Here is a 24,470-nt window from a genome sequence, read left to right on the forward strand (position 1 = left end):
CTCGTCACCTCGTCCCTTTCGCCCCTTAGGCCACGTCCGTCTTGGTGCCGTGGCTGTCATCGTAAAGTATTTTCACCGCTTCGGCAGCGCTGTGGAACGTATAGTTCTCCAGCACGGCGACCGTATGGTAGTTGTCGCCACCGCCATTCGTGTCGACCTTGACTTCGGCATTCGCCGCATTGGCCAAGGACTGCGAGATCTCCACAAAGCCGCCGGCTTCGAGATCGGTTACGCCGGCCAGACCTTTCAGCAGCGCGGAGAGATCGATCTTGTCGCCGTTGGCGCCATCGTGGAAGTCGGCGATCAGATCGGCGACTTCCAGCGAGCCGATGGCGAATGTCCTGGTACCATCGGAGGCGACAGACGGCTGCGCCGGGGCAACCAGCGATGTGTCGAGTTCCACCTCGATGTAGTTGCCGCTCGTGCCGTCGGCCATCTGGAACGTGCCGTTGCCGGTCACGGTCTGCCCGTCGATTTCGCCGACAGCGGGGTGCGCTGCCGTGTTGATGGAGGCAACACCGTTGTCGGCGAGGCTCGACAGTTCCCCGGCGTCGCTGGTGCCATTAGCATTGGCGTCCTTCCAGATCAGCAGGCTGCTGAACGCCGCGTCGTTGTGATCGATGACGCCGTCATGGTTGCTGTCGAGCGATGCCAGTGCGGCCGCGCCGCTGGCGAAATGGCCACCATCGAAGTTCGGCGTGAACAGCTCGGTGCCGTCATCGATCTTGCCGTCATGGTTGAGGTCGACCGCCAGCATGCCGTCGTTCGAGGTGTTCCAGGCCAGTTGCTCCTTGGTGCCGTCGCCGTTCATGTCGAACTGAGCACCGTGGCTGACGTCGGAGAATGTAAAGCCATTGTGGTTCAGGTCGAGGATAACGGGATCGACCGATCCCCCGATCAACGTGTTCAGATTCGCCACGGTGACGCCCTGCAGATCGACCAGCGCTCCAACGCCGGCGCTGGCGGTTGTCTGGGTATAGACGTAGGTGTGATTCACCCCGGAGATCGTTGCCGTGAATGCGAGCGTCGCCCCGGCATTGCCGATGTCCGTGCCCATAAGATACTGGACCGCTGCGGCCACGCCTGACGTTGTGGTGATCGCCAGGGGCGAGGTGCCGGCATCGGTCCCGAAGAAACTGGCGATGCCGTTCGTGACCGAATGGGACTCAACCGTGTCTCCGCCGATCGTCAGGACGGAATCTCCTGCTCCGTCGACGAGGCCGGCAGTCGCAGCCACCAGCGTCCCGGGCAGGGTCAATTTGTCGGTCCCGGCGACGAAGTCGGTGATGACGTCATAGCCGGAGATCGTCCCGGCATTGCCGGATCCGCCTATGACGGGGATGGAATCTCCTGTACCGATTACGAAGGTGTCAGCGCCAGCTCCACCTGTGAGAAAATCATTACCGCCTCGCCCAACAATGACATCGTTTCCACCTCCACCGGACAGATGATCGACACCCGACGTTCCATAGATCTGGTCGGCCAATGTGGCGTCGCCATTCACCGTGATGCCGGGATCGCCCGGGTCATGCGAGAAGAATGAGAAGCTGACTTGGCGTGCCTGGTAATTACCGCCATTGTTGTCGAAGTAAGACAGCGTCCATGAGTCGCCGGCTGTCGGTGGGTGGTCGATCAGATAGCTGGCAAGCGTTGTGGTCGTGGCGTTGCCGCCGGCATCGAGCAAGAAAACATGGTCATAGTTGACCGTCGCCTTCATCAGGCCGGTAGCGGCATCAAAGAACCAGCTCTGCTCGAATGTTCCGGCAGTCAGGTCGTCTTCGACAACCGCGAAATGGTTGGTGCCTATGATGATCTCGACCTGGACCTCTTGCTCGCGATGCGATCCTGCACTGCTGTCTCCGAACACGCCGGGATTCTGCTCCGATACAGGGATAGGCGTGTCGAAAGGGCTCTCTTGGAAGTCGGTATAGACCACTACCGTCGCGCCGTGAGGATCAGCCGTTATGGCGTTTACCGTGGCTGCAGAAAGGGTCAGCGTCGTGACCTGGTCATTTCCCGACGTAAGCGGGCTCTTGCCAGTGCCGATCTGTGATGTGTCGCTGGGCAGACTGGTCGGCGGCACTTCATGAATGCCAACCGTCTGCGTGACGTGGGCAGTGCCGTCATAGACGTCCAGCGACAGGTTGTTGTTGACCGTATCGGTTACCGTCGTGGTCGGTCTGTACACCAGGTCATCCAGCAGGTTGATGCTGGCGGACGGATTGTAGAGCACGGTGCCAGTGGTCAGGGCGACATAGCTCACGCCGTTGAAATAGAACGTGCCGGTGGGGATCGTTCCCGTCGCGGTGACAATGAGATTGTCGCCATCCGCATCCGTGGGGATTGTGACCAGAAGGGGATATCCATTGGGGTAGGTTGGCGTGCCCAATGCTTGCTGCCCTGGGTCGCTCGACATCCAGTTCTGGGTGTTGGCGACAACTGGTGCATCGTTGATGTCGGTCAGGTTGATGGTGAGGGTTGTCGTCGACAGGTCGCCGTCGCCGTCCTTGATGGTGTAGACGAACACGTCCGTGGTGTTGGAGTTGATGCCGTGGGCCGTAGACTGGTAGGTGTAGGAGCCGTCGGCGTTGAGATGCAGTGTGCCGTGTAGACCGGCGATGTCGCTGCCCGCTCCCGTAGTCACCGCCGTCGTGGTGTCGCCACCACGCGGCGCGGGCACCCACAACCCCGCCGCCGGCAGCAAAGCCGTCGGCGCCGGCAACGTCATTGGCCAGCACGCCGGCGCGGCCGTCACGGTCAGCAGGGCACCTTCGTTGACGTTGCCCGAGTTGGCGTTTGCCGTGGGCACATCGTCGACGATGTTGACGGTGATGGTTCCGGTGCTGGTGTTGCCGTTGGCGTCGGTGACCTTATAGGTAAAGTTCTCTGCACTCTCGATGTTGGTGCCATTGTTGGCGTCCGGCGAGGTGTCGAACGGCTTGGTCAGCGTATAGACATAAGTGCCGTCGTCATTGACCTGTATGGTGCCGTAGGTGCCAGCGGTTGCGGCGTTGCCGCCGCTGACCAACTGGTAGTGAAGCGTGCCGACGCCGCCTGTCGCATTGAGTTGGTTGGTCGCGTCGGTCTCGGTCGTCAGGGCCGGCAGCGAGCCGGTTACGGTACCGGCCGCCAGATCGGCACCGGCCTTCACCAGGTCCAGTGCGGCTTCATTGACCGTCACGTCGCTGTCGGCCGGTGCTGTGATGGTTACATCGGTCAGGTTGATGGTCAGCGTCGTCGTCGACAGATCGCCGTCACCGTCCTTGAGCGTGTAGACGAACACGTCGGTGGTGTTGGCGGCGATGTTGTTGGCCGTCGACTGGTAGGTGTAGGAGCCGTCGGCGTTGAGATGCAGTGTGCCGTGCAGGCCGGCAATGTCGGTGCCGACACCGCCCGATACGGGCGTCGTGGTGTTGCCGCCGGCGGCGCGCACGCCGTCGATGGTGGCGCCGTCGGCGCCGGCCACGTCATTGACCAGCACGCCGGCCGCGCCGTCACGGTCAGCAGGGCGCCTTCATTGACGTTGCCGATGTCGGCGGTTGCTGTCGGCACATCGTCGATGACGGCGATGTTGATGGTGCCGGTGGTGGAGTTGCCGTTGGCGTCGGTGACTTGATAGGTGAAGCTCTCGGCCGCATTGACGGTGTCGGTTCCGGCGGTTGCCGGGCCATGCACCGGTGAGGTCAGCGTGTAGACATAGCTGCCGTCGGTGTGGACCTGGATGGTGCCGTAGATGCCGGCTGTCGCGGCATTGCCGCCGGAGACCAGCTGATAGGTCAGCGGTGTGAAGTTGCCGGTCGCATTGAGCTGGTTTGTGGCATCGGTCTCGGCCGTCGATCCTGGCAGCGAGCCGATCACCGTGCCGTGCGCGAGGTCGGCGCCTGATGTCGTGGTGTCGAGTGCGGCTTCGTTGACGGTGACGTCATTGTCGGCGGGTGCGACGAGGCCGGCATCGGTCAGATTGATGGTCAGCGTCGTCGTCGACAGGTCGCCGTCGCCATCCTTGAGCGTGTAGACGAACACGTCGGTGGTGTTGGCGGCGATGTTGTTGGCCGTCGACTGGTAGGTGTAGGAGCCGTCGGCGTTGAGATGCAGTGTGCCGTGCAGGCCGGCAATGTCGGTGCCGACACCGCCCGATACCGGCGTCGTGGTGTTGCCGCCGGCGGCGCGCACGCCGTCGATGGTGGCGCCGTCGGCGCCGGCAACGTCATTGACCAGCACGCCGGCCGCGGCCGTCACGGTCAGCAGGGCGCCTTCATTGACGTTGCCGATGTCGGCGGTGGCCGTCGGCACATCGTCGATGACGGCGATGTTGATGGTGCCGGTGGTGGAGTTGCCGTTGGCGTCGGTGACTTGATAGGTGAAGCTCTCGGCCGCATTGACGGTGTCGGTTCCGGCGGTTGCCGGTCCATGCACCGGTGAGGTCAGCGTGTAGACATAGCTGCCGTCGGTGTGGACCTGGATGGTGCCGTAGATGCCGGCTGTCGCGGCATTGCCGCCGGAGACCAGCTGATAGGTCAGCGGTGTGAAGTTGCCGGTCGCATTGAGCTGGTTTGTGGCATCGGTCTCGGCCGTCGATCCTGGCAGCGAGCCGATCACCGTGCCGTGCGCGAGGTCGGCGCCTGATGTCGTGGTGTCGAGTGCGGCTTCGTTGACGGTGACGTCATTGTCGGCGGGTGCGACGAGGCCGGCATCGGTCAGATTGATGGTCAGCGTCGTCGTCGACAGATCGCCGTCGCCATCCTTGAGCGTGTAGACGAACACGTCGGTGGTGTTGGCGGCGATGTTGTTGGCCGTCGACTGGTAGGTGTAGGAGCCGTCGGCGTTGAGATGCAGTGTGCCGTGCAGGCCGGCAATGTCGGTGCCGACACCGCCCGATACGGGCGTCGTGGTGTTGCCGCCGGCGGCGCGCACGCCGTCGATGGTGGCGCCGTCGGCGCCGGCAACGTCATTGACCAGCACGCCGGCCGCGGCCGTCACGGTCAGCAGGGCGCCTTCATTGACGTTGCCGATGTCGGCGGTTGCTGTCGGCACATCGTCGATGACGGCGATGTTGATGGTGCCGGTGGTGGAGTTGCCGTTGGCGTCGGTGACTTGATAGGTGAAGCTCTCGGCCGCATTGACGGTGTCGGTTCCGGCGGTTGCCGGGCCATGCACCGGTGAGGTCAGCGTGTAGACATAGCTGCCGTCGGTGTGGACCTGGATGGTGCCGTAGATGCCGGCTGTCGCGGCATTGCCGCCGGAGACCAGCTGATAGGTCAGCGGTGTGAAGTTGCCGGTCGCATTGAGCTGGTTTGTGGCATCGGTCTCGGCCGTCGATCCTGGCAGCGAGCCGATCACCGTGCCGTGCGCGAGGTCGGCGCCTGATGTCGTGGTGTCGAGTGCGGCTTCGTTGACGGTGACGTCATTGTCGGCGGGTGCGACGAGGCCGGCATCGGTCAGATTGATGGTCAGCGTCGTCGTCGACAGGTCGCCGTCGCCATCCTTGAGCGTGTAGACGAACACGTCGGTGGTGTTGGCGGCGATGTTGTTGGCCGTCGACTGGTAGGTGTAGGAGCCGTCGGCGTTGAGATGCAGTGTGCCGTGCAGGCCGGCAATGTCGGTGCCGACACCGCCCGATACCGGCGTCGTGGTGTTGCCGCCGGCGGCGCGCACGCCGTCGATGGTGGCGCCGTCGGCGCCGGCAACGTCATTGACCAGCACGCCGGCCGCGGCCGTCACGGTCAGCAGGGCGCCTTCATTGACGTTGCCGATGTCGGCGGTGGCCGTCGGCACATCGTCGATGACGGCGATGTTGATGGTGCCGGTGGTGGTGTTGCCGTTGGCGTCGGTGACTTGATAGGTGAAGCTCTCGGCCGCATTGACGGTGTCGGTTCCGGCGGTTGCCGGTCCATGCACCGGTGAGGTCAGCGTGTAGACATAGCTGCCGTCGGTGTGAACCTGGATGGTGCCGTAGGTGCCGGCGGTCGCGGCATTGCCGCCGGAGACCAGCTGATAGGTCAGCGGTGTGAAGTTGCCGGTCGCATTGAGCTGGTTTGAGGCATCGGTCTCGGCCGTCGATCCTGGCAGCGAGCCGATCACCGTGCCGTGCGCAAGGTCGGCGCCGCTGGTGGTGGTGTCGAGTGCGGCTTCGTTGACGGTGACGTCATTGTCGGCGGGAGCAACGAGGCCGGCATCGGTGAGGTTGATGGTCAGCGTCGTCGTCGACAGATCGCCGTCACCGTCCTTGAGCGTGTAGACGAACACGTCGGTGGTGTTGGCGGCGATGTTGTTGGCCGTCGACTGGTAGGTGTAGGAGCCGTCGGCGTTGAGATGCAGTGTGCCGTGCAGGCCGGCAATGTCGGTGCCGACACCGCCCGATACGGGCGTCGTGGTGTTGCCGCCGGCGGCGCGCACGCCGTCGATGGTGGCGCCGTCGGCGCCGGCCACGTCATTGACCAGCACGCCGGCCGCGCCGTCACGGTCAGCAGGGCGCCTTCATTGACGTTGCCGATGTCGGCGGTTGCTGTCGGCACATCGTCGATGACGGCGATGTTGATGGTGCCGGTGGTGGAGTTGCCGTTGGCGTCGGTGACTTGATAGGTGAAGCTCTCGGCCGCATTGACGGTGTCGGTTCCGGCGGTTGCCGGTCCATGCACCGGTGAGGTCAGCGTGTAGACATAGCTGCCGTCGGTGTGGACCTGGATGGTGCCGTAGATGCCGGCTGTCGCGGCATTGCCGCCGGAGACCAGCTGATAGGTCAGCGGTGTGAAGTTGCCGGTCGCATTGAGCTGGTTTGTGGCATCGGTCTCGGCCGTCGATCCTGGCAGCGAGCCGATCACCGTGCCGTGCGCGAGGTCGGCGCCTGATGTCGTGGTGTCGAGTGCGGCTTCGTTGACGGTGACGTCATTGTCGGCGGGTGCGACGAGGCCGGCATCGGTCAGATTGATGGTCAGCGTCGTCGTCGACAGATCGCCGTCGCCATCCTTGAGCGTGTAGACGAACACGTCGGTGGTGTTGGCGGCGATGTTGTTGGCCGTCGACTGGTAGGTGTAGGAGCCGTCGGCGTTGAGATGCAGTGTGCCGTGCAGGCCGGCAATGTCGGTGCCGACACCGCCCGATACGGGCGTCGTGGTGTTGCCGCCGGCGGCGCGCACGCCGTCGATGGTGGCGCCGTCGGCGCCGGCCACGTCATTGACCAGCACGCCGGCGCGCGCCGTCACGGTCAGCAGGGCGCCTTCATTGACGTTGCCGATGTCGGCGGTTGCTGTCGGCACATCGTCGATGACGGCGATGTTGATGGTGCCGGTGGTGGAGTTGCCGTTGGCGTCGGTGACTTGATAGGTGAAGCTCTCGGCCGCATTGACGGTGTCGGTTCCGGCGGTTGCCGGTCCATGCACCGGTGAGGTCAGCGTGTAGACATAGCTGCCGTCGGTGTGGACCTGGATGGTGCCGTAGATGCCGGCTGTCGCGGCATTGCCGCCGGAGACCAGCTGATAGGTCAGCGGTGTGAAGTTGCCGGTCGCATTGAGCTGGTTTGAGGCATCGGTCTCGGCCGTCGATCCTGGCAGCGAGCCGATCACCGTGCCGTGCGCAAGGTCGGCGCCGCTGGTGGTGGTGTCGAGTGCGGCTTCGTTGACGGTGACGTCATTGTCGGCGGGAGCAACGAGGCCGGCATCGGTGAGGTTGATGGTCAGCGTCGTCGTCGACAGATCGCCGTCACCGTCCTTGAGCGTGTAGACGAACACGTCGGTGGTGTTGGCGGCGATGTTGTTGGCCGTCGACTGGTAGGTGTAGGAGCCGTCGGCGTTGAGATGCAGTGTGCCGTGCAGGCCGGCAATGTCGGTGCCGACACCGCCCGATACGGGCGTCGTGGTGTTGCCGCCGGCGGCGCGCACGCCGTCGATGGTGGCGCCGTCGGCGCCGGCAACGTCATTGACCAGCACGCCGGCCGCGGCCGTCACGGTCAGCAGGGCGCCTTCATTGACGTTGCCGATGTCGGCGGTTGCCGTCGGCACGTCGTCGATGACATGCACGACGAGATTGTCGCTGGCGGTGGTGCCGCCGACGCCGTTGACGGTGAGCGCGACGCTGTCGTTGAAGCCCGAACCGTCGACGCTGTCGCCGGGAGCCGGCACCTTGCTGTCATTGTCGATGGTCGCGGTCAGCGTGTAGCTGTAGGCGACGGTGCCCGAATGAGCATCGCCGGTGTAGCCGGTGAGCGTCAGCACGCCTTCGCCGGTGTTGACGGTTTGCGTGCCGTTGAAGCCCTGGATCTGGGCCATGGTGAAGGTGGTGCCACCGATGACGATGTTTTGGATGCCATCGCTGGCCGAGATGGTGAAGGAACCGGTATCGGTCTCGCTGTTGGCGGCGGCGTTCGAGCCGTCCGGGTTGAGGCCGGCCTCAAAGACGGTGTTGTCGGGCCCTTGAGCCTGTGCGGTCGTCACCGTTGCGCTGTCGTCGGTGCCGGCGATGGTGATGGTGAGCGTTGCCGGCGAGGTGTCGCCGTCGGCGTCCGTCATCGTGTAATGCAGGTCGTAGCTGAGATGGCTGCCCGAGGTCAGCGCCTGGGTTGCCGCCTTGCTGTTGTCGAGCACATAGCTCCAGGTGCCGTCGCTGTTCTGCGTCAGCGAGCCATAGGTGTTGAGCGCGGTGATCGTCGCCGCATCGCCGCCCGACCAGGCGACGAAGGCCATGGGTGTGTCGGCGCCCGAGACGTCATTGGCAAGCACATCGCCCGAGACAATGCTGGCGCCGTCCTCGACGACCGCATAGGGACCGTCATTGTGGGCCGTCGGCACGTCGTCGACGACATGCACGACGAGATTGTCGCTGGCGGTGGTGCCGCCGACGCCGTTGACGGTGAGCGCGACGTTGTCGTTGAAGCCCGAACCGTCGACGCTGTCGCCGGGAGCCGGCACCTTGCTGTCATTGTCGATGGTTGCGGTCAGCGTGTAGCTGTAGGCGACGGTGCCCGAATGGGCGTCACCGGTATAGCCGGTCAGCGTCAGCACGCCTTCGCCGGTGTTGACGGTTTGCGTGCCGTTGAAGCCCTGCACCTGGGCCATGGAGAAGGTGGTGCCACCGATGACGATCTCCTTGATGCCGTCGGTCGCCGAGATGGTGAAGGAACCGGTGCTCGTCTCGCTGTTGGCGGCGGCGTTCGAGCCGTCCGGGTTGAGACCGGCCTCAAAGACCGTGTTGTCGGCGCCCTGTCCGGCGGCGGCGGTCACCACGGTGGCGCTGTCGTCGGTGCCGGCGATGGTGATGGTGAGCGTTGCCGGCGAGGTGTCGCCGTCGGCGTCCGTCATCGTGTAATGCAGGTCGTAGCTGAGATGGCTGCCCGAGGTCAGCGCCTGGGTTGCCGCCTTGCTGTTGTCGAGCACATAGCTCCAGGTGCCATCGTTGTTCTGCGTCAGCAAGCCATAGGTGTTGAGCGCGGTGATCGCCGCCGCATCGCCGCCCGACCAGGCGACGAAGGCCATGGGTGTGTCGGCGCCCGAGGCGTCATTGGCAAGCACATCGCCCGAGACAATGCTGGCGCCGTCCTCGACGACCGCATAGGGACCGTCATTGTGGGCCGTCGGCACGTCGTCGACGACATGCACGACGAGATTGTCGCTGGCGGTGGTGCCGCCGACGCCGTTGACGGTGAGCGCGACGTTGTCGTTGAAGCCCGAACCGTCGACGCTGTCGCCGGGAGCCGGCAACTTGCTGTCATTGTCGATGGTTGCGGTCAGCGTGTAGCTGTAGGCGACGGTGCCCGAATGGGCGTCACCGGTATAGCCGGTGAGCGTCAGCACGCCTTCGCCGGTGTTGACGGTTTGCGTGCCGTTGAAGCCCTGCACCTGGGCCATGGAGAAGGTGGTGCCACCGATGACGATCTCCTTGATGCCGTCGGTCGCCGAGATGGTGAAGGAACCGGTGCTCGTCTCGCTGTTGGCGGCGGCGTTCGAGCCGTCCGGGTTGAGACCGGCCTCAAAGACCGTGTTGTCGGCGCCCTGTCCGGCGGCGGCGGTCACCACGGTGGCGCTGTCGTCGGTGCCGGCGATGGTGATGGTCAGCGTTGCCGGCGAGGTGTCGCCGTCGGCGTCGGTCATGGTGTAATGCAGGTCGTAGCTCAGATGGCTGGCCGAGGTCAGCGCTTGCGTTGCCGCCTTGCTGTTGTCGAGCACATAGCTCCAGGTGCCATCGTTGTTCTGCGTCAGCGCGCCATAGGTGTTGAGCGCGGTGATCGCCGCCGCGTCGCCACCCGACCAGGCGACGAAGGCCATGGGTGTGTCGGCGCCCGAGGCGTCATTGGCAAGCACATTACCCGAGACAATGCTGGCACCGTCCTCGACGACCGCATACGGACCGTCATTATGGGCCGTCGGCACGTCGTCGACGATCTGGACGGACAGCGTACCGGGCGGCGAGATGTCGCCATCGGTGTCGGTCACCGTCACTGTCATGTTGTCGAAGATGGAATCGGTGCCCGCGCCGGGGTGAGCCACGCCATGGACGAGCGTGTAGCTATAGCTCACCTGACCGGTGCTGGCGTCGTAACCGCTGATGGTCAGCGTGCTGCCGAGCGGCGTGGTGATGTTGACCGGAGTCGATGCGCTGTTGGCAAGCGCGGCACCCGATATCACCTGACCGGCGATCGTCAGCGAGCCGACTCCGTCGGGGGAGGAGATGGTGAAGGTGCCGGTGTTGGTCTCACTGGTGTCGGGAGCCGAGGTCAGGCCCTTTTCGTACACGATAGTGTCACCGCCGCCGACCTCAGGCGTCAGGTCGCCGATCGACGGCGTGGAATTGGGCCTGAGAAGAGACGGGAACAGTTCGCGGTTCTCCGGCTGGCCGAACGCCAGATCCGTCGGCGGCAACAGCGCCGACAGGCCGAACCCGTCGCCGATGCCGCCGGGGGGAACCGAGAAGTCTCCGCCCGCGCTCGAGGTTGAGCCACCGGGGCCTGCCGATATCGACCCGTCGGCGCCGAAGGCGACATCGACATGGCTTGCTTCCAACGCCGCGATCAAGGCAACGCGCGGCACTTCGACGTCGCCGATGATGAAGGTCGGCACGTTGAGAGCGCCATCCTTGATGACAATTACCGAACCGTCCGCCTGCTCGAGGACGAGGTTGTGGCCGTCGACCTTGATGTTGTCGATCGAGACATTGGCTGGAAGCTTCACCACATTGCTGGCGTCGGCCACATATTCGTGCGGCGCGGCTGCCGCCGGGGCCTTGGCCTCCGCGGGTGCTTCCGGTTTGACGGGCGTACCGCTGCCGACATCGACGGGAACCGGCTCAGTGGCCGGGGCGGCCTTTTGCGCCGGGCTGGCTTCCGCGACCTGGATCTGCGCCTGCGATGGCAGGCCGTTGTGTTCGGAGTGCTCGTCCCAAGAATGAGAGACGGTGTCCAATTCGTTACTGGTGGTCATAGCCAAACCCCTCCGGCATTTCCCGGAAACAGACAGTGACCACTTCTACTTTGCAACTATGCCGCAATCCGTTTCATATATTCGGATATGCTGGCTTCAGCATTTTTTACGCGTGGTAAACTCGAACCATATAACCCGATATACATGGGACGGCATGCTGTCTGTCTGATGGGGGTTGGCTCCGGTCGCTTGGTAAACAGAAGTATAAACTTGTATAAAACTTTACACAAAATAAAAGAGGTGAAGTACAGGAAACTTATCCACCTTCATTTCCAATAATTTGAGGCAGGATTGATAGCGTCCACAGTCAAAGGTGGGCGTTATGACAAAAGAAAAATCTGCTCTGGGGGCAACCGGGGTCAAAGTGCTGCTGCTGGCGATCGGCATCATGAGCCTGCCGCAGCCATCGTCCGCGAGCGCTTTACCGGCACGCATCGATCCGGCCGGTTCGCTGTTGGCGAAGGTCGAAACGCCTTCCGCTCTCGGCGGTATTTCGCTGCTGCGGCCACAGCCCTGGCAGCCTGCCTCGACCTACAGGATCGGCATGGTTTTCGGCAGCTACGGTCCGGCTCGCATCGATCAGGAAACCGGCTCCTCGACGGCGCAGGACAATGCCGGGATCGATCCCATTCAGACGGCGGCGATCATTCCCGGCGTGTTCGGATCCGTTGCACTGTCGATGCACAATTTTCCGGTTTCCGCCCGTTGGGCGCCGGTTTACAAGGCAATCGTCGACTGTTCCGCCGGCAGTGGGTGTGACGGCAAGAACAGCATCTTCACCGCGATCGTCAATGCCGCCAAGGACAAGCGGTTTGTCGACAAGCTGTCCTTCATCAACTCAAGCATAAACCACGCGATCGCCTACAAGAAGGACAGCGTGGTTTACGGCAAGCTCGACTACTGGGCGAAGCCTTCGGAAATTCTCGAGCGGCGGGCGGGCGACTGCGAGGATTTCGCCATTCTCAAGATGGCGGCGCTGCTGCGTGCCGGCATTCCGGCGCAGAGCATGTCGCTCGTCGTTCTGCAGGATCGCAAGCGTGGTTTCTTTCATGCCGTGCTGTCCGTCAGCACCGGCAGCGGCGTCTTCATTCTGGACAGCCTGAGCAACGTGGTCTCGCGCGACAGCGATCTTCCCGACTACGTGCCATTGTATTCGTTCAGCACCGACCGCGCGTGGATCCACGGCACCAGGCCCGGTGCGGCCCAGGTCGCCGACATCAAAGGCGGTCTTGCCACGGTCGCCCCTGGCGAAGGCCTCCAGCCGTAGCGGTTCCAAGACAAGTCGAAGCACCCGGGACGACTTCGTTCTAAAATACGTCGCGTCGAAGCGGATTCATGCGATGCGCTTCAACCGCCGAAAACGAAGGCCATCAGCAGCTCCGGTTCGAGCACCGGCGCCCGCACCACGTTCAATTGCCCCCGGTAGCGACGATCGCCCGCGCCGATGACGAAACCGGTGGCGACCGGCGTTTCGCCATTGGCGTCGAGCCGGGTGAATATGTCAGCGACATTGAGGTCCAGCGCGAGCTTCAGGTCGTGGCGCGCATCTTCGCTTGGCGCCACCGGCAATTGCCGCCTGACCAGTTGCTGGAACGGCGCGTTGAAGGTCAGGATCCTCTTCGACGATGAGAGCGCAAAGGCCGGTGACGGGCAGGCGACCAGAATGGCGTTGATCGTCTTGATTGACGCAAACCTTCGCAAGGTCTGGTTTTCGTCGGCCAGTCCGCGCATGCAGGCCACCCGGATTGCCGATGTCAGGTTTCCTGTGTTGGCATGGCTCTCGGCGATCTCGTCGATCAGCATGCCGATCGTGCATTTGCGGCTTTCGGCCATCTGCTTGAGCGAGGTCCAGAACGCCCGCTCCAGACGAATGCCACGTCGCGTGCCGCCACGCGCCACGACGCGGAACTCCAGCCCGAAATCCTCTGTCGCCATGGGTGGGAGCAGCCGCTCGCGATCGGCGGCAGGAGAGGTGATGCTATCGTTCACTCATTGCCTCCTCGCGTGCCTTGTTGATCGGCTTCAGCAGATAGGTGAGGATGGTTTTGTGTCCGGTCTTGATGTCGACCGAACAGATCATGCCGGGAATGATCGAATAGGTCTTGCCATCGCGCGTCAGCGTCGACCTCTCGGTTGCGACGCGCACCTGGTAGTAGGGCTCGCCCGTCTTCTGGTCGACGAGGCTATCGGCGGTGATGTTGGAGACCTTGCCTTCGATGCCGCCGAAGATCGAGAAATCATAGGCGGTTATCTTGATCAGCGCGTCCTGGTCCGGCCGGATGAAGGCAACATCGCGTGGTGAAACCCGCGCTTCGACCAGCAGCGTCTCGGAAGTCGGCACGATGCCGGCCACGACCGCGCCGGGCTGCACGAAAGCGCCAACCGTGTTGATATCAAGCGTGTTGACGATCCCGTCGACAGGCGAGCGGATGTCCGTGCGCGCCACCTTGTCGGTGGCGCCGCGGATGGTCTCGTCGACCACCGAAAGATCGGCCAGCGCCTGCGTCAGGTCGCTCAGCGCCTCCTGCTGCAGCTGCAGGCCGAGTTCGTTGACTTGAAGCTTGGCTTCGGCGATGGCCGCCTTGGCTTTCTTGATGGTTTCACCGGCGAGGTTCAGCTGCCCATGCAGTTCGGTCTGCTCCCGCTCGACGCGGATCTGCTCGGTCTTGGCCATCAGCCCCTTCTTGACCATGGATTCGACCAGCGCCGTTTCCCGGTCGCTGACTTCGAGATTCTTGGTGAGGCGATCGAGGTTGGCGTTGGCTTCGTCCAATTCGTTCTGGCGCTGATCGAGACGCGATTTGAGGACCGACAGCTTGACCTGGAAGTTGTCGCGGCGCGCGACGAGCAGCTTCTGCTCGTTGTCGCAGATTTCCGGGGCGACCTTCTGGATTTCGGGCGGACACGGAAATGGACCCTCGATATTGCCGCCCTGTTCGAATTTCAGCCGCGCAATGCGCGTCTGAAGCGCCCGTGCCTTGGCCTGCTGCTCGCCGAGGCTGGATGTGTTCATCGTGTTGTCGAGGCGGATGATGAGATCGTTCTTCTTGACGACCTGCCCGATCGTCACGGCAATTTCCTGGACCACGCCTGGCTCGCTGGACTGGATGATCTGGGTTTTGGAAGCCGGTATCACCTTGCCGTCGCCGCGCGCGATTTCGTCGACCTCGGCAAAGGACGCCCAGGCGACGGAAGACACAAAGAGTGCCCCTATGATGAACAAGGACGCCGACGCGAAAAGCGGCGGCCGGTCTTCCCTTGCAAGCATATCCTACACCCCAACGCATTGAATGCGTTCAATAAGTCTGTTTCTCAGGCGCTTGTTTTCTGCAGCGCCTGTATCACTTGATCCTTTGGTCCATCGGCAACGATCCTGCCTTGCTCGATGACGATAAGACGGTCGGCCAGCTCGAGCATGCTGAAGCGGTGCGTTGAAACGATCAGCGTCGTGTTCCGGTCGAAAGCCACTTTGAGCTGCTTGATCAACTGCCGCTCGGAAGCCAGGTCCATCGATCCCGACGGTTCGTCCAGGAAGACGATTTTCGGTTTGGTCAGCAACAGCCGGGCAATCGCCATCGTCTGCCGCTGGCCGCCCGAGAGATTGGTGCCGCGCTCGCCGACATTCATGTCGTAGCCACGCGGGTGGCGTGAGACGAAATCGTCGACGCCGGCTGCCTTGGCCGCTTCGACGATCTGCTCATCGGTCGCCTCCGGACATGCCATCAGGAGGTTCTCCTTGATGGTGCCCGAAAACAGATCATTGGCCTGTGCGACGATCCCGACCGCGGCGCGAACCTCCGAGGGGTGGTATTGGCGGATGTCGATCCCGTCCAGCAGCAACTCGCCTGATGTCGGCAGGAAGAGCCTGCCGATCAGCCGGCCCATGGTTGTCTTTCCCGAGCCGATACGGCCGATGATGCCGATCCGCTCTCCCGGCTTCACCGAGAAATTCAGACCGGTAAGAACCTCGTTCTCGGAGCCCGGATAGACAAAGCCGACATTCCTGAACATCATCGCGCCATTGCGGATCGGTCGGTTGACGAAACCCACCGTATCCGGGCGATCCTCCGGTTGCGCCATGATCGAGTTCACCATGCGCAAGGAAAGCATGGCCTGGCGAAGCCTGGACAGGGTGATGGCGATCTGGCCGAGCGGAGACACCGCCCGGCTGGCCAGCATGACGGTGCCGATGATGGCTCCGGTGGAGACGTGTCCTTCCGAGAAGGCGTAGGCGCCGGCCACGATCAGGGCGACCGTGACCAACTGCTGGATGGCCTGCGTTATGTTGCCGGCGGCCGCCGAGAGCTGCTTGATCTTCTCGGACGTGTTCGACGCGTTCTTGGAATGCTCCCCCCATTTTCGCAACAGATACGCCTCGGCCCGCAGCGATTTGATCGTCTCCAGCGTGGAGATGGATTCGACCAGCAGGGCTTGCCGTTGCGAGGCTTCGTTCATCGAGGCCGCGACACGCTTGCCGATACGCCGCTGCGTGATCAGTCCGACGATCACGGACGCCACGAAGGCCAGCGCAGGGATGATGACCAGCCAGCCGCCTATCGCATAGATGACCAGGAGAAAAATGAAGACGAAGGCTGTATCGATGAACACGCCGATGGTGTTCGAGGTGAAGAATTCGCGCACGAATTCATACTGCGTCACCCGATTTGCATATTCGCCCGTTGAACCTGGTCGTGCCGACAGGGACGAATTCAGCACTTTCTCGAACAGCAAGTATGAAATGCGCAGATCCGCCTTGCGCCCGGCGTAGTCGATGAGGGATGCCCTGGCGGTCTTCAAAAGCAGGTCGAACAGGATGACCGCGCCGATGCCGATCGACAGCACCCAGAGCGTCGATATCGCCTTGTTCGGCAAGATCCTGTCGTAGACGTTCATGGTGAAGATCGGCGAGGCGATGGCCAGCATGTTGATGAATACTGCAGCCAGGATGACCTTCGAATAGGTGCGCCAGAACGGCCCCATCGTTCCCGTCAGCCAATGTCGCCGCTCGATCTTCGGCGCCGAACCGACGTTCATCCCCTCGGCGGCGTTGGCATAGGTTATCGAGAAGGAGACGCCGCCACTGATGTAGCTGGCGGCCAGCTCGGATCTCGTGATGACTATACGACCGTCTTCCTGGGGAGCGGTGGTGAATGCGCCGTCCTCGGTTTCGGCCAGCAGGGCAACCGGCAATTGGCTGACGCGAAACACAATAGCGGGGAGGTCGACGCGCCCCCGAAGAAAGTCACGATGGCTGAACTCGGCGATTTCAAGGCCGATGCGCTCGGCAATATGGCGGATGGCGTCGATGTCGATACGCGTGTCCGACAGCGGCACGCCGGCGAACAGCACCGTTTGCGCGCTCGGCCTGCCGAGATATCCGGCAATGGCCGAGAAGCAGGCCTTGAACGCCTCCTTGGGGGAGAGGATGTTGGGTTGCTGGTTCACGATCCGCCCATAGGGACTTTCGATCGACCCTTACATCCGCTTACTTTTTCCTGACCGGTGCCAGGATATCGAACGGCAGGTCATTTTTCTGTTCCGAAGGCGTCCGCGCATAGGTTTCGGTGTCGGCCGTTTCCGGTGCCGCGAACTCGGTTCGCGCGTAGGCCGCGGCCTGCTTTGGCGGATGGATATCCATGGTTTTCAGCAATTGCCCGGTCGCCGCCAGAAGCCGATATTGGGCAAACAGTGAGGCGTAGGATGCGGTGTCCGCCAGGGTCGCCGTGTTGAACCGCGTATTCTGCGCATCCAGCACATCGAGCAGTGAGCGCTGACCGACCTTGAATTGCTCGCGATAGGACGCGACCAGCTTCTCGTTGGAAGCGGCTTGCAGCTTCAGGGTCTTTGCCAGGTCGGCTTGCCGGAAGCGGCGATCCCACGACGTGCGAACGGCCTCTTCGATTTCCCGCAGCACCTGATGCATCGCAAGCCGCTGCTCACTCGTGCGACGGATCTGCTCCTGTTCATTGGCCTTGTCGATGCCGCCCCGGTACAGGTTCCACCGCAGCACCAGGCGTGCCTGCAGGTCGGATGTGTCTCCATTGTCGCCGTCGATGTCGTACCCAGCCCGAGCGACGCCTTCAGCGACGATCGAGGGGCCGTATTTTGCCCGGGCCGCGTCCACCAGCGAGGCCGCCGCGGCGATATCGCTGTTGGCCATATGGACGCGCGGATTGCTCTCCCGCGCAAGGCCAATCGCATCGTCCAGCGACCTTGGCAGCGCGCCGGAAACATCGGCCGGCCTCGATGCATTGGTCAGCGGCTTCCCGACGGTCTTGAAGAACCGTATCCTCGAGGCCTCCAGCTCCTCCGAGGCTTCCTGCATGCGGGCCTTGGCGGCAAACAGCCGCTCCTCGGCTTGTTGCCGGTCGGCTTCGTTCAACCCGCCGCCAGCAATGCCTTCCTGGATGTCGTGGAGAATTGCTTGATGGAAGCCCAGGTTCTTCTTTGCCTCGGCCACGATCGAAGCTTGAAGCATGTATTCAAGGTAGTCCTGGACGACCGAGAGCCCGATGAATTCCGACCGCTCCAGCACACGAAACGACGCGCCGTCGACGCGCGAGGCCTGACGGTTCAGCTCGGCTCTTCTCGCGCCGCTGTCATATACGGTCTGTGAAACCGTCAGATCGGTTTCTGCCGGATATAGGTTGTCATCGTCGAGGGAAAGCGCCCGTCGTGAGGAATTGTCGAGACGGCGAGCGCCAGCCGACGCTTCCAGGTCGACGCTGGGAAGATAGAGCCCCTTGGCCTGCCGCAATTCGAACTCGATTGCTTCGCGATTTTCTATGGCCTGGCCGATTTCGGGATTGGATTCGACGGCAACCGCCACTGCTTCCTTGAGCGTAAGTGCGCTTGCACTTGCGCAGGTCAGCATTGTTGCCGCCATCAAAAGACCAAGGCGCCTGCCCACAGCCGAGATGCTTGTCGTATTCATTTAACCCGCCCCAACGTTTCCCCCCGCACCCTTTTCGGGCGCTGAACCAGGCTTGAGCCCGTCCAGGGGATTATCCAACAATTTCAAGAAATATGTGAGCGATTATTAATTTAGAGGCAACTAAATTAGGAATTTTGGCCACAAGGTTAGGAAATGTAGCAAAAATGGCACAAAATTGGGGTCGCCGAGGCTTCAGCCAAACGCCGCCCGGTGTGGAAAAGTCCAGACGCACAAACCGCTCAAAGCCAGCGGAACCGCATGAAGCCGGCATGAGCCGAAACGCGGCCATGGAAAATTGATGACGCTCTGGCCAAGATCATGCCGCGTCGGCACGAAGGACCGATGCTGAATTGCAGGCTGCCCGGATGAACTCCCAAGCACGGTCGTAATGACGCACTTCCGTTAAGCCTCGCGCAATCTCTGCAATCTATGCTGATGCCAGATTGTCGAGGATAAAATGAAGCGCAGGCCGATATTACTCTTCGCTTTTCCAGCTTTCATCCTGATGATTTTGGCGGGCGAGCGACTAGCGACCCTGCTGCTCGGAGCCTATCCCGCCAGCCCTGCCATGTGGAGGATCTGGCTTGAACTGCGCCCCTCGTCGGCGATGTTCTGGCAACAGGTCGATCTGTATCTCGGCGGTTCGATGGTCCTGGATGCCGTCATCCTGGCTGCCGCGGCAATGGTGTGCTGGAGCGCTTGCCGCATGAGACGGGCGGCCGCGTTCTTCCTGGCTAATCACGTTGCGCTGCTTTTCGCCGGGCTGATGATCGCCTCCAGCAGTCATTCGCAGACGGCGAGCACGGTTGCGGCATTTCCGATGTCCAACGGCCTCCAATTCGCACTGAGGGTCGACTTTACCTGGCAGAACAGCCTCGTGCTCGTTCTGGGCTTTGCGGCCTGCGCGTATTGTCATGTCGCGTTCCTTCGCGAAACGCGACTGCGCGCAGAGACTCTGGCCTTGCGTCTTATGACTTTGAGTCGGGATATTTAGAGCAATTTCCAGGAAAACCGTGTAGCGCTTTCCCTTGGGAATTGCGTCAAAACAAAGAGATAGAGCAGTTCACCGTTTCCGTGAAACGGTGAACTGCTCTAGTCCGCCGCACTGGGTTTCACCATCGCTCCGACACCCCTCAATTGATTTTGCGATAATAGACCTTGCCGTCCGGCGTTTCCGTTCGCTGGTAAGAGGGGTCGGGGGCAGGGGGCGCGGCGCTCTTGCGCTTGAGTGGTCGTGGCGTATCGACAGCGGCGGGTTCGGCCGCGACATCGCTGTTGTTGGAAGATGCATCCGCCACGGTGCTGGTGGTAGCGACGGGTTCCGCCGTGCTCGTGCTGCTATCGTCGCGCGCCGAAGAAGGGTTCTGTTCCAACCGGGCTATGCTGCCGTTGATTTCGTTGAAACTGCCCTGCAATTGGCTGTCCAGCTTTTCAAATCGGCTTTGAAAACCGTTGTTGACCGTGTCGAGCCGGGCAACGATCCGCTGCTCGAACGTGCCGAGTTCCTCGAGACGTCCCTCCACGGTGCGCAGGTCGCTAATGCCTCGATAGAGATAGATGGCGGCGGTCGCGTTCAGCACGGCAAACAGGGTCAACCCGACGCCGACCACGACGGCCAGCCGCGACCGGCTCACATCCCTGTCGAGCAGTTGCGGTTCAATGGGCTCGGCGGAGACAGCCGGCACATGCGGGTCGCTGATCGTCGTCATTGAACCACCACCTTTGTGCCTACAGGCACGCGCTTGAAAAGATCGATCACGTCCGTGTTGGTCAGGCGAAAACAGCCCGATGTGCCGTCGAATCCCACGCCCGAGGGATCGTTGGTGCCATGGATACGATAGAGCGTGTCGTGTCCGTCCTGAAGCAAATACAGCGCCCGCGCGCCCAAAGGATTATAGGGACCCGAAGGCACCAGCTCCGGCAGTTCCGGCTGGCGGGCGCGCATTTCCCGGGGCGGACGCCATTGCGGCCACTCCGTCTTGGCCCCGACCTTGACGACCCCGGTCCAGCCAAATCCGTCGCGCCCGACGCTGATCTGGTAGCGCAGTGCCTGGCCCTGGCGGGTCACCAGGTAAAGCGCTTTCTCGCTCTTGCGGATGACGATCGTTCCCGGCTGCTCCGTGGTTGTGAAGGCAACCACCTTGCGCAGGCTGGGGCCCATTGCCGGCAGCGGCGGCCGGTCCGACAGCCTCGACCGTGCCTGCGCGAAGTCCTGGACCGACAGCGCCAGCGCCAGGCTGAGCACGCAGGCCCCGGCCAGCCTGGGAACGATTCCATCTCTACCGGGCAGCGTCATCGAGCCGCTCTTTGAACATCCGCTTCAGATCCTTGTTGAAGCGCGCCCGCCCGTCCACTTCGGAAGGCAGGATCGCCCGGTTCAAGGCGTCGGTCAGAAGGGCGTTGTCCAGCGCAACCGATTTGATGTGCGGCGCCTTGAAGATCTTCTCGAGTTCACTGCGCGAAAAATGGTTCCCAAACCATTTGCGCTTGTGCTTGTTGGCGACGAGCGTGACGCTGACCGCATTGCCGCGCAACTCGCGGATTTTTGTATAGAGCCGCTTGCCTTGCCGCAGCGACGCGACGTTGAGTTCGAAGACGATGAAGATCTCGTCGCTGGTCGAGAGCACCGAATTGTACCAGGGCGTTTCGATATTGGGCAGGTCGATGACGATGTCGTCGAAGCGGTAGGCGACAAGGTCGAGAAGCCGGAAGACGAAATCGCCGCCTTGCGGCTCGAACGGCAGTTGCGGCCTCTCGAACGCATAGAGGGTGAGACCGGATGGACGCGAAAGCTTGATGACATCCATCAGCTCGACATCGAGCCGTTCCGGCTGGCCGATGATGCCTGCCAGGTCGAACTGGTTGAACAGGTTGAGGTAGGCGCCACAATTGGCGCTCTGGAAATCGAGATCGACCAGACAGGTTGACGCCGCGCGTTCGGCCGATTTCGTCGCCAGGAATTCGGCGGCCGACAAAGCGAGCGTCGTGGCGCCCGCGCCACCGCTGGCACTGATGAAGGTGATGATGCGGCTTTTCGTGCCCTGGCTGCCGGTATCGTGGAAGGTCACCGCGTTGAGCAGTTCCTTGCCGTCGAGCGGCTTGTGCAGCCAGTCCGAGGCGTTCATGCGCACCAGCACGCGCGTCTGTTCCGACGACAGTTCGTTGGAGACCGCGATCAGCGGCACCGATGCCCACAGCGCGCGCGCCTCGACGATGCCGGGCCTGCCGAGCAGTTCGCCATTGCCGAGATCGAGAATGACGATACCCGGGCGTGTATCCGCGGGAGGGCCTTTGAGAAAGTCATCCGTCTCGGAGATCCTGACGTCATAGATCGCCAGCGCATCGAGCCGTGTCGCCACCTCACGTTTGAAATTCGCATCCGATGAAAACAGCGCCACCTGCTTACGCTTGGTCGGCAGAACCTTGGTGTTGATGGCATTCATGGCCAGGTGCTCTTGATGTCTTCGCCCGTAACCGTGCTCAGCATGGAGGGCATGTTGATGTTGGCGAAACCCATCAGTCCCTGGAGGAAGAAGAACTGGAAGGTCCGGTTCTGCAGGCTGACGGTGATTGTCGGCACCGGCCCGCTAAGCCGGGTCTGATAGCCTAGGCCGGTGGCCGTGTAAGTGATGACGACGTTGCTGCGCAGCAGGCCCGGGAAGAAGTGGCACATGCCCGGCCGCTGGTTTGCCGCCAGCGCAGGGCAGACATCGTCATTGGTGTTTGCGGTGTCGCCACGAAAGATGCGGCTGAAATTGGCGGCGCTGAAGCCGCCGCTGTTGCTGCAGCCGCCCGTGCCGGCGGTGTAGGTGCAGACGAAGGGACCATAGGCGCCGGCGGCAACCGGGGCGCCGGGAGACGAGATCGGGGGCGCGGTCGCGAGGTTGGTTGCCACCGCATCCGATATCGAAGCCAGCCGCGCGCCGATCTGCACCGCCTTGGTAGCCGCGTTCCATTGATAGAACGCATAGCCGAAATCGACGAAGCCCAGGACAAGCGAGAACAGCAGCGTCGATACGATGGTCATTTCCACCATCGCTGCCCCGTCTTCCGATTTTGCGAAACGCTGGATCATGGTCAGAACCGGATCAACCGTTCGTCGTGGGAGCCCTGCAGCGTTATCGGACTGATGCCGATGAACGACAGCATCCCGACACCGGTGTATGGGTAGGTACCGGACGCGCGCACGGTGCAGACTTGTGCGGTGGTGGAGCGATATTGGGTAACGCCGCCCACCACGGTGTCCTGGCAGGAGTTGTTCGTCGTCACGGTGACATTCGATGTCTGCCAGCCGCTGACGCGCGGAGTATCGGTCACTACGCCATTGACAACGGTTACAGATGGCTTGCCGTAGACGGCGATGTTCGCGGCAATGGTGGCACAGTTGATCGCCGCCAGCCCGGAGTCGGTATACAACTGACTGTTGCAGCGCGCGGCAAAGCGAGCGGCGTCTGTAAGCCCGGCCTCCATCAGCAGCTTGTCATGGATCAGATTGCCGAATTCGAACACCCCGGCCGACAAGACCAGCATCAGCGGCGTGATCAGTGTCATCTCGACAATCACCGCGCCGCGCTGGTCGTGTCGAAATCGATCAAGATATCGGGACAGCATCTTGAACATCGCGGTCACCGGTAGAGCTGCGCTTCGTCGCGCAGGTAGTTGTCGAGCGTTCCGTTGCCGCCTTTGCCGGTGATGTCGACCAACTCGACGTAGATATTCTTACCGTCCTTGATCGGCTCGGTGATGAAGAAGCTGCCGAATCTCCTTACCGGAATGCCCGTCTGGCGGCCGTTGAAATTCGTGCCTGAAGCCTGAAGCGCATTGCAGTCCAGGATTGCGCCGTAAAGCAACCGGCGGTCTGGGATCGAGATCGGGGTGCCTGCCGCCGCAGGCGGGATACCCGTTTCGCCACCGACTGCAGCGTCCTGATAGATATTGTTGTCGATCTCGTAGCGATAGACCTCATAACGCGTCGGGAGATTGGCGCCGGTTCCCGATAGAGCCGCTGGCACGGCACGTGTGGGATGATTGGCGGCCCAGTAGCGCGCGAAATTCCAGTCACCAGCGCCCATGCGGCCGCCCATCATGGTGCAGTTGCCGGCGATCTGGCACGAATCGCGCTCAAGCCCGACACCCTTTGTCGGGTCTGTTTCATAGTCGACCTTGTTACTCTTGACGAACTGGCTGCCGTTTTTGGCGCCCTTGCGCACATTGACCGCAGGTCCGTCCGAGTAGCTTGACGAATCGATGCCGAAGCGCGAGTTGATGCCGTTCTCGACAGGGCCAGCGTTCTGTCCCGGCTCGGTGTCGACGCCGTCGCGCGAATAACAATTCTGCGGCTTGGAGTCGGCGAGCATCTTTTCGAGCTGGTTGGCGCCGTTGCCAAACGGAGAAGCCAGGAAAGCGAAGTTGCCGGGAAAGTAGGATCCGTCTCCGCGCAGCAGGATCTGGCGGCGACGGTATTGCCTGGTTTGTGCAGCCTGTTCCAGCGTAACGCCGCCGGTGATGGTTGTGTCCTCATACGGGTTGCACATGAAAACGGGCGTGTAATCGCAGACGCCCGACGTGAATCCGGCGACCGCCGTGGCCGCAACGTTGAAGCCGTTACTGGCCGAATTGCCCGTCAGAAACGACGCTGGGAATATCGCGGCGAAACCGGTCGGCGTGACCTTCACTTCAATGAAGGCGGTTTCATCTTCGCCGATAGATTGCGTTGCGTTGGCATAGTTTGCGCTGGTGACCAGAGTTCCGTCCGACGCGGGTATGGTCTTTAGGAAACACCACGAAATGTTGCCGGCGCTGTTGCATCGTGCGGTGCCGCCTGGTTGCCCGGAAGTCAAAGTGAACCGGCCATTAGTGCCAACGGTTGAGAAAGCGGCATTGTTGGCAACCAGTGTCGCCATGGCGCGTTCGGCTCTGGCCCATGAGCCGGGCAAGCCATCAAGCTCGGCGGCTCCCGCCAACGCGAAGGCATCGGCGCCCTTCTGCAGGTCGTTTTGCAAATTGTTGACCCGGCTCATGTCGATCGCCAGTAGCGAAAAGCCGATGAGCGCCGGCAGTGTAACGCTGACGAGGATCAGCGCTATTCCCCTTTGATCGTGCCAGAACGCGCGAATGGTTCGCAGCAT

13 protein-coding genes and 2 pseudogenes are annotated in these 24,470 nt (G+C 62.2%); 2 read left to right on the forward strand and 13 right to left on the reverse strand.

Features of this window, described 5'->3' with window-relative positions:
- Positions 1–25 precede the first annotated feature (25 nt).
- The 3 genes and pseudogenes from HB778_RS19985 to HB778_RS20000 all read right to left on the reverse strand — a co-directional run.
- On the reverse strand, positions 26–3,481 hold the full coding sequence (locus tag HB778_RS19985) for a beta strand repeat-containing protein (protein WP_183456298.1): 3,456 nt from the start codon (positions 3,479–3,481) through the stop codon (positions 26–28).
- Positions 3,482–3,573: 92 nt separating this feature from the next.
- A pseudogene (locus tag HB778_RS41520) lies at positions 3,574–6,444 on the reverse strand (beta strand repeat-containing protein); the annotation flags it as partial.
- Between the two features lie 539 nt (positions 6,445–6,983).
- Positions 6,984–11,408: pseudogene (locus tag HB778_RS20000) on the reverse strand (beta strand repeat-containing protein); the annotation flags it as partial.
- A 322-nt stretch (positions 11,409–11,730) separates the two neighbouring features.
- On the opposite strand from HB778_RS20000, the gene HB778_RS20005 reads away from it, so the two are divergent.
- Positions 11,731–12,675 carry a transglutaminase-like cysteine peptidase gene (locus HB778_RS20005; protein ID WP_183456302.1) on the forward strand — a complete coding sequence of 315 codons (945 nt, stop codon included), beginning with the start codon at positions 11,731–11,733 and terminating at the stop codon, positions 12,673–12,675.
- Positions 12,676–12,755: 80 nt separating this feature from the next.
- Here the strand turns inward: HB778_RS20005 and HB778_RS20010 are convergent, their stop codons facing one another.
- From HB778_RS20010 to HB778_RS20025, 4 genes are read right to left on the reverse strand one after another with little or no spacing between them, the layout of a single operon-like run.
- The gene (locus HB778_RS20010; protein ID WP_183456304.1) at positions 12,756–13,397 is read right to left on the reverse strand and encodes a ribbon-helix-helix domain-containing protein; all 642 of its coding nucleotides are present in this window, start codon (positions 13,395–13,397) and stop codon (positions 12,756–12,758) included.
- The gene (locus HB778_RS20015; RefSeq protein WP_183456306.1) at positions 13,387–14,676 is read right to left on the reverse strand and encodes an HlyD family type I secretion periplasmic adaptor subunit; all 1,290 of its coding nucleotides are present in this window, start codon (positions 14,674–14,676) and stop codon (positions 13,387–13,389) included. The genes HB778_RS20010 and HB778_RS20015 overlap by 11 nt, the downstream gene beginning before the upstream one ends.
- 44 nt (positions 14,677–14,720) lie before the next feature.
- Complete coding sequence (locus HB778_RS20020) at positions 14,721–16,853, reverse strand: type I secretion system permease/ATPase (protein ID WP_183456308.1); 2,133 nt, start codon at positions 16,851–16,853, stop codon at positions 14,721–14,723.
- 40 nt (positions 16,854–16,893) lie between these two features.
- Entirely contained in the window at positions 16,894–18,342 is a 1,449-nt protein-coding gene (locus tag HB778_RS20025; RefSeq protein ID WP_183456310.1) for a TolC family protein, read from the reverse strand.
- A gap of 457 nt (positions 18,343–18,799) precedes the next feature.
- On the opposite strand from HB778_RS20025, the gene HB778_RS20030 reads away from it, so the two are divergent.
- On the forward strand, positions 18,800–19,336 hold the full coding sequence (locus HB778_RS20030; protein ID WP_183456312.1) for a hypothetical protein: 537 nt from the start codon (positions 18,800–18,802) through the stop codon (positions 19,334–19,336).
- Positions 19,337–19,475: 139 nt separating this feature from the next.
- Here HB778_RS20030 and HB778_RS20035 read toward each other — a convergent pair whose 3' ends face one another.
- Genes HB778_RS20035 through HB778_RS20060 form a run of 6 tightly spaced genes read right to left on the reverse strand, consistent with a single transcriptional unit; the run spans position 19,476 to position 24,470 of the window.
- On the reverse strand, positions 19,476–20,051 hold the full coding sequence (locus HB778_RS20035; protein WP_183456314.1) for a hypothetical protein: 576 nt from the start codon (positions 20,049–20,051) through the stop codon (positions 19,476–19,478).
- Positions 20,048–20,638, reverse strand: coding sequence for a L,D-transpeptidase (locus HB778_RS20040; RefSeq protein ID WP_183456316.1), 591 nt, complete (start codon positions 20,636–20,638; stop codon positions 20,048–20,050). The genes HB778_RS20035 and HB778_RS20040 overlap by 4 nt, the downstream gene beginning before the upstream one ends.
- Positions 20,622–21,785, reverse strand: a complete 1,164-nt coding sequence (locus tag HB778_RS20045) for an AAA family ATPase (protein ID WP_183456318.1) — start codon at positions 21,783–21,785, stop codon at positions 20,622–20,624. The genes HB778_RS20040 and HB778_RS20045 overlap by 17 nt, the downstream gene beginning before the upstream one ends.
- Complete coding sequence (locus HB778_RS20050; RefSeq protein WP_183456320.1) at positions 21,782–22,417, reverse strand: TadE/TadG family type IV pilus assembly protein; 636 nt, start codon at positions 22,415–22,417, stop codon at positions 21,782–21,784. Before HB778_RS20050 ends, HB778_RS20045 begins: the two co-directional genes overlap by 4 nt.
- A 2-nt stretch (positions 22,418–22,419) precedes the next feature.
- Complete coding sequence (locus HB778_RS20055) at positions 22,420–22,962, reverse strand: TadE/TadG family type IV pilus assembly protein (RefSeq protein ID WP_244661525.1); 543 nt, start codon at positions 22,960–22,962, stop codon at positions 22,420–22,422.
- A 5-nt stretch (positions 22,963–22,967) separates the two neighbouring features.
- The gene (locus tag HB778_RS20060; protein WP_183465150.1) at positions 22,968–24,470 is read right to left on the reverse strand and encodes a TadE/TadG family type IV pilus assembly protein; all 1,503 of its coding nucleotides are present in this window, start codon (positions 24,468–24,470) and stop codon (positions 22,968–22,970) included.

Source organism: Mesorhizobium huakuii, from assembly GCF_014189455.1.
GTDB classification, from domain to species: domain Bacteria; phylum Pseudomonadota; class Alphaproteobacteria; order Rhizobiales; family Rhizobiaceae; genus Mesorhizobium; species Mesorhizobium huakuii_A.

Excerpts from the sequence above, each read along its gene's own strand:
- HB778_RS20045 (WP_183456318.1), bottom strand. The coding sequence starts at position 21,785 with ATGAATGCCATCAACACCAAGGTTCTGCCGACCAAGCGTAAGCAGGTG.
- HB778_RS20025 (WP_183456310.1), bottom strand. The coding sequence starts at position 18,342 with ATGAATACGACAAGCATCTCGGCTGTGGGCAGGCGCCTTGGTCTTTTG.
- HB778_RS20035 (WP_183456314.1), bottom strand. The coding sequence starts at position 20,051 with ATGACGACGATCAGCGACCCGCATGTGCCGGCTGTCTCCGCCGAGCCC.
- HB778_RS20005 (WP_183456302.1), top strand. The coding sequence starts at position 11,731 with ATGACAAAAGAAAAATCTGCTCTGGGGGCAACCGGGGTCAAAGTGCTG.
- HB778_RS20050 (WP_183456320.1), bottom strand. The coding sequence starts at position 22,417 with ATGATCCAGCGTTTCGCAAAATCGGAAGACGGGGCAGCGATGGTGGAA.
- HB778_RS20055 (WP_244661525.1), bottom strand. The coding sequence starts at position 22,962 with ATGTTCAAGATGCTGTCCCGATATCTTGATCGATTTCGACACGACCAG.
- HB778_RS20030 (WP_183456312.1), top strand. The coding sequence starts at position 18,800 with ATGAAGCGCAGGCCGATATTACTCTTCGCTTTTCCAGCTTTCATCCTG.
- HB778_RS20060 (WP_183465150.1), bottom strand. The coding sequence starts at position 24,470 with ATGCTGCGAACCATTCGCGCGTTCTGGCACGATCAAAGGGGAATAGCG.
- HB778_RS20015 (WP_183456306.1), bottom strand. The coding sequence starts at position 14,676 with ATGCTTGCAAGGGAAGACCGGCCGCCGCTTTTCGCGTCGGCGTCCTTG.
- HB778_RS20040 (WP_183456316.1), bottom strand. The coding sequence starts at position 20,638 with ATGACGCTGCCCGGTAGAGATGGAATCGTTCCCAGGCTGGCCGGGGCC.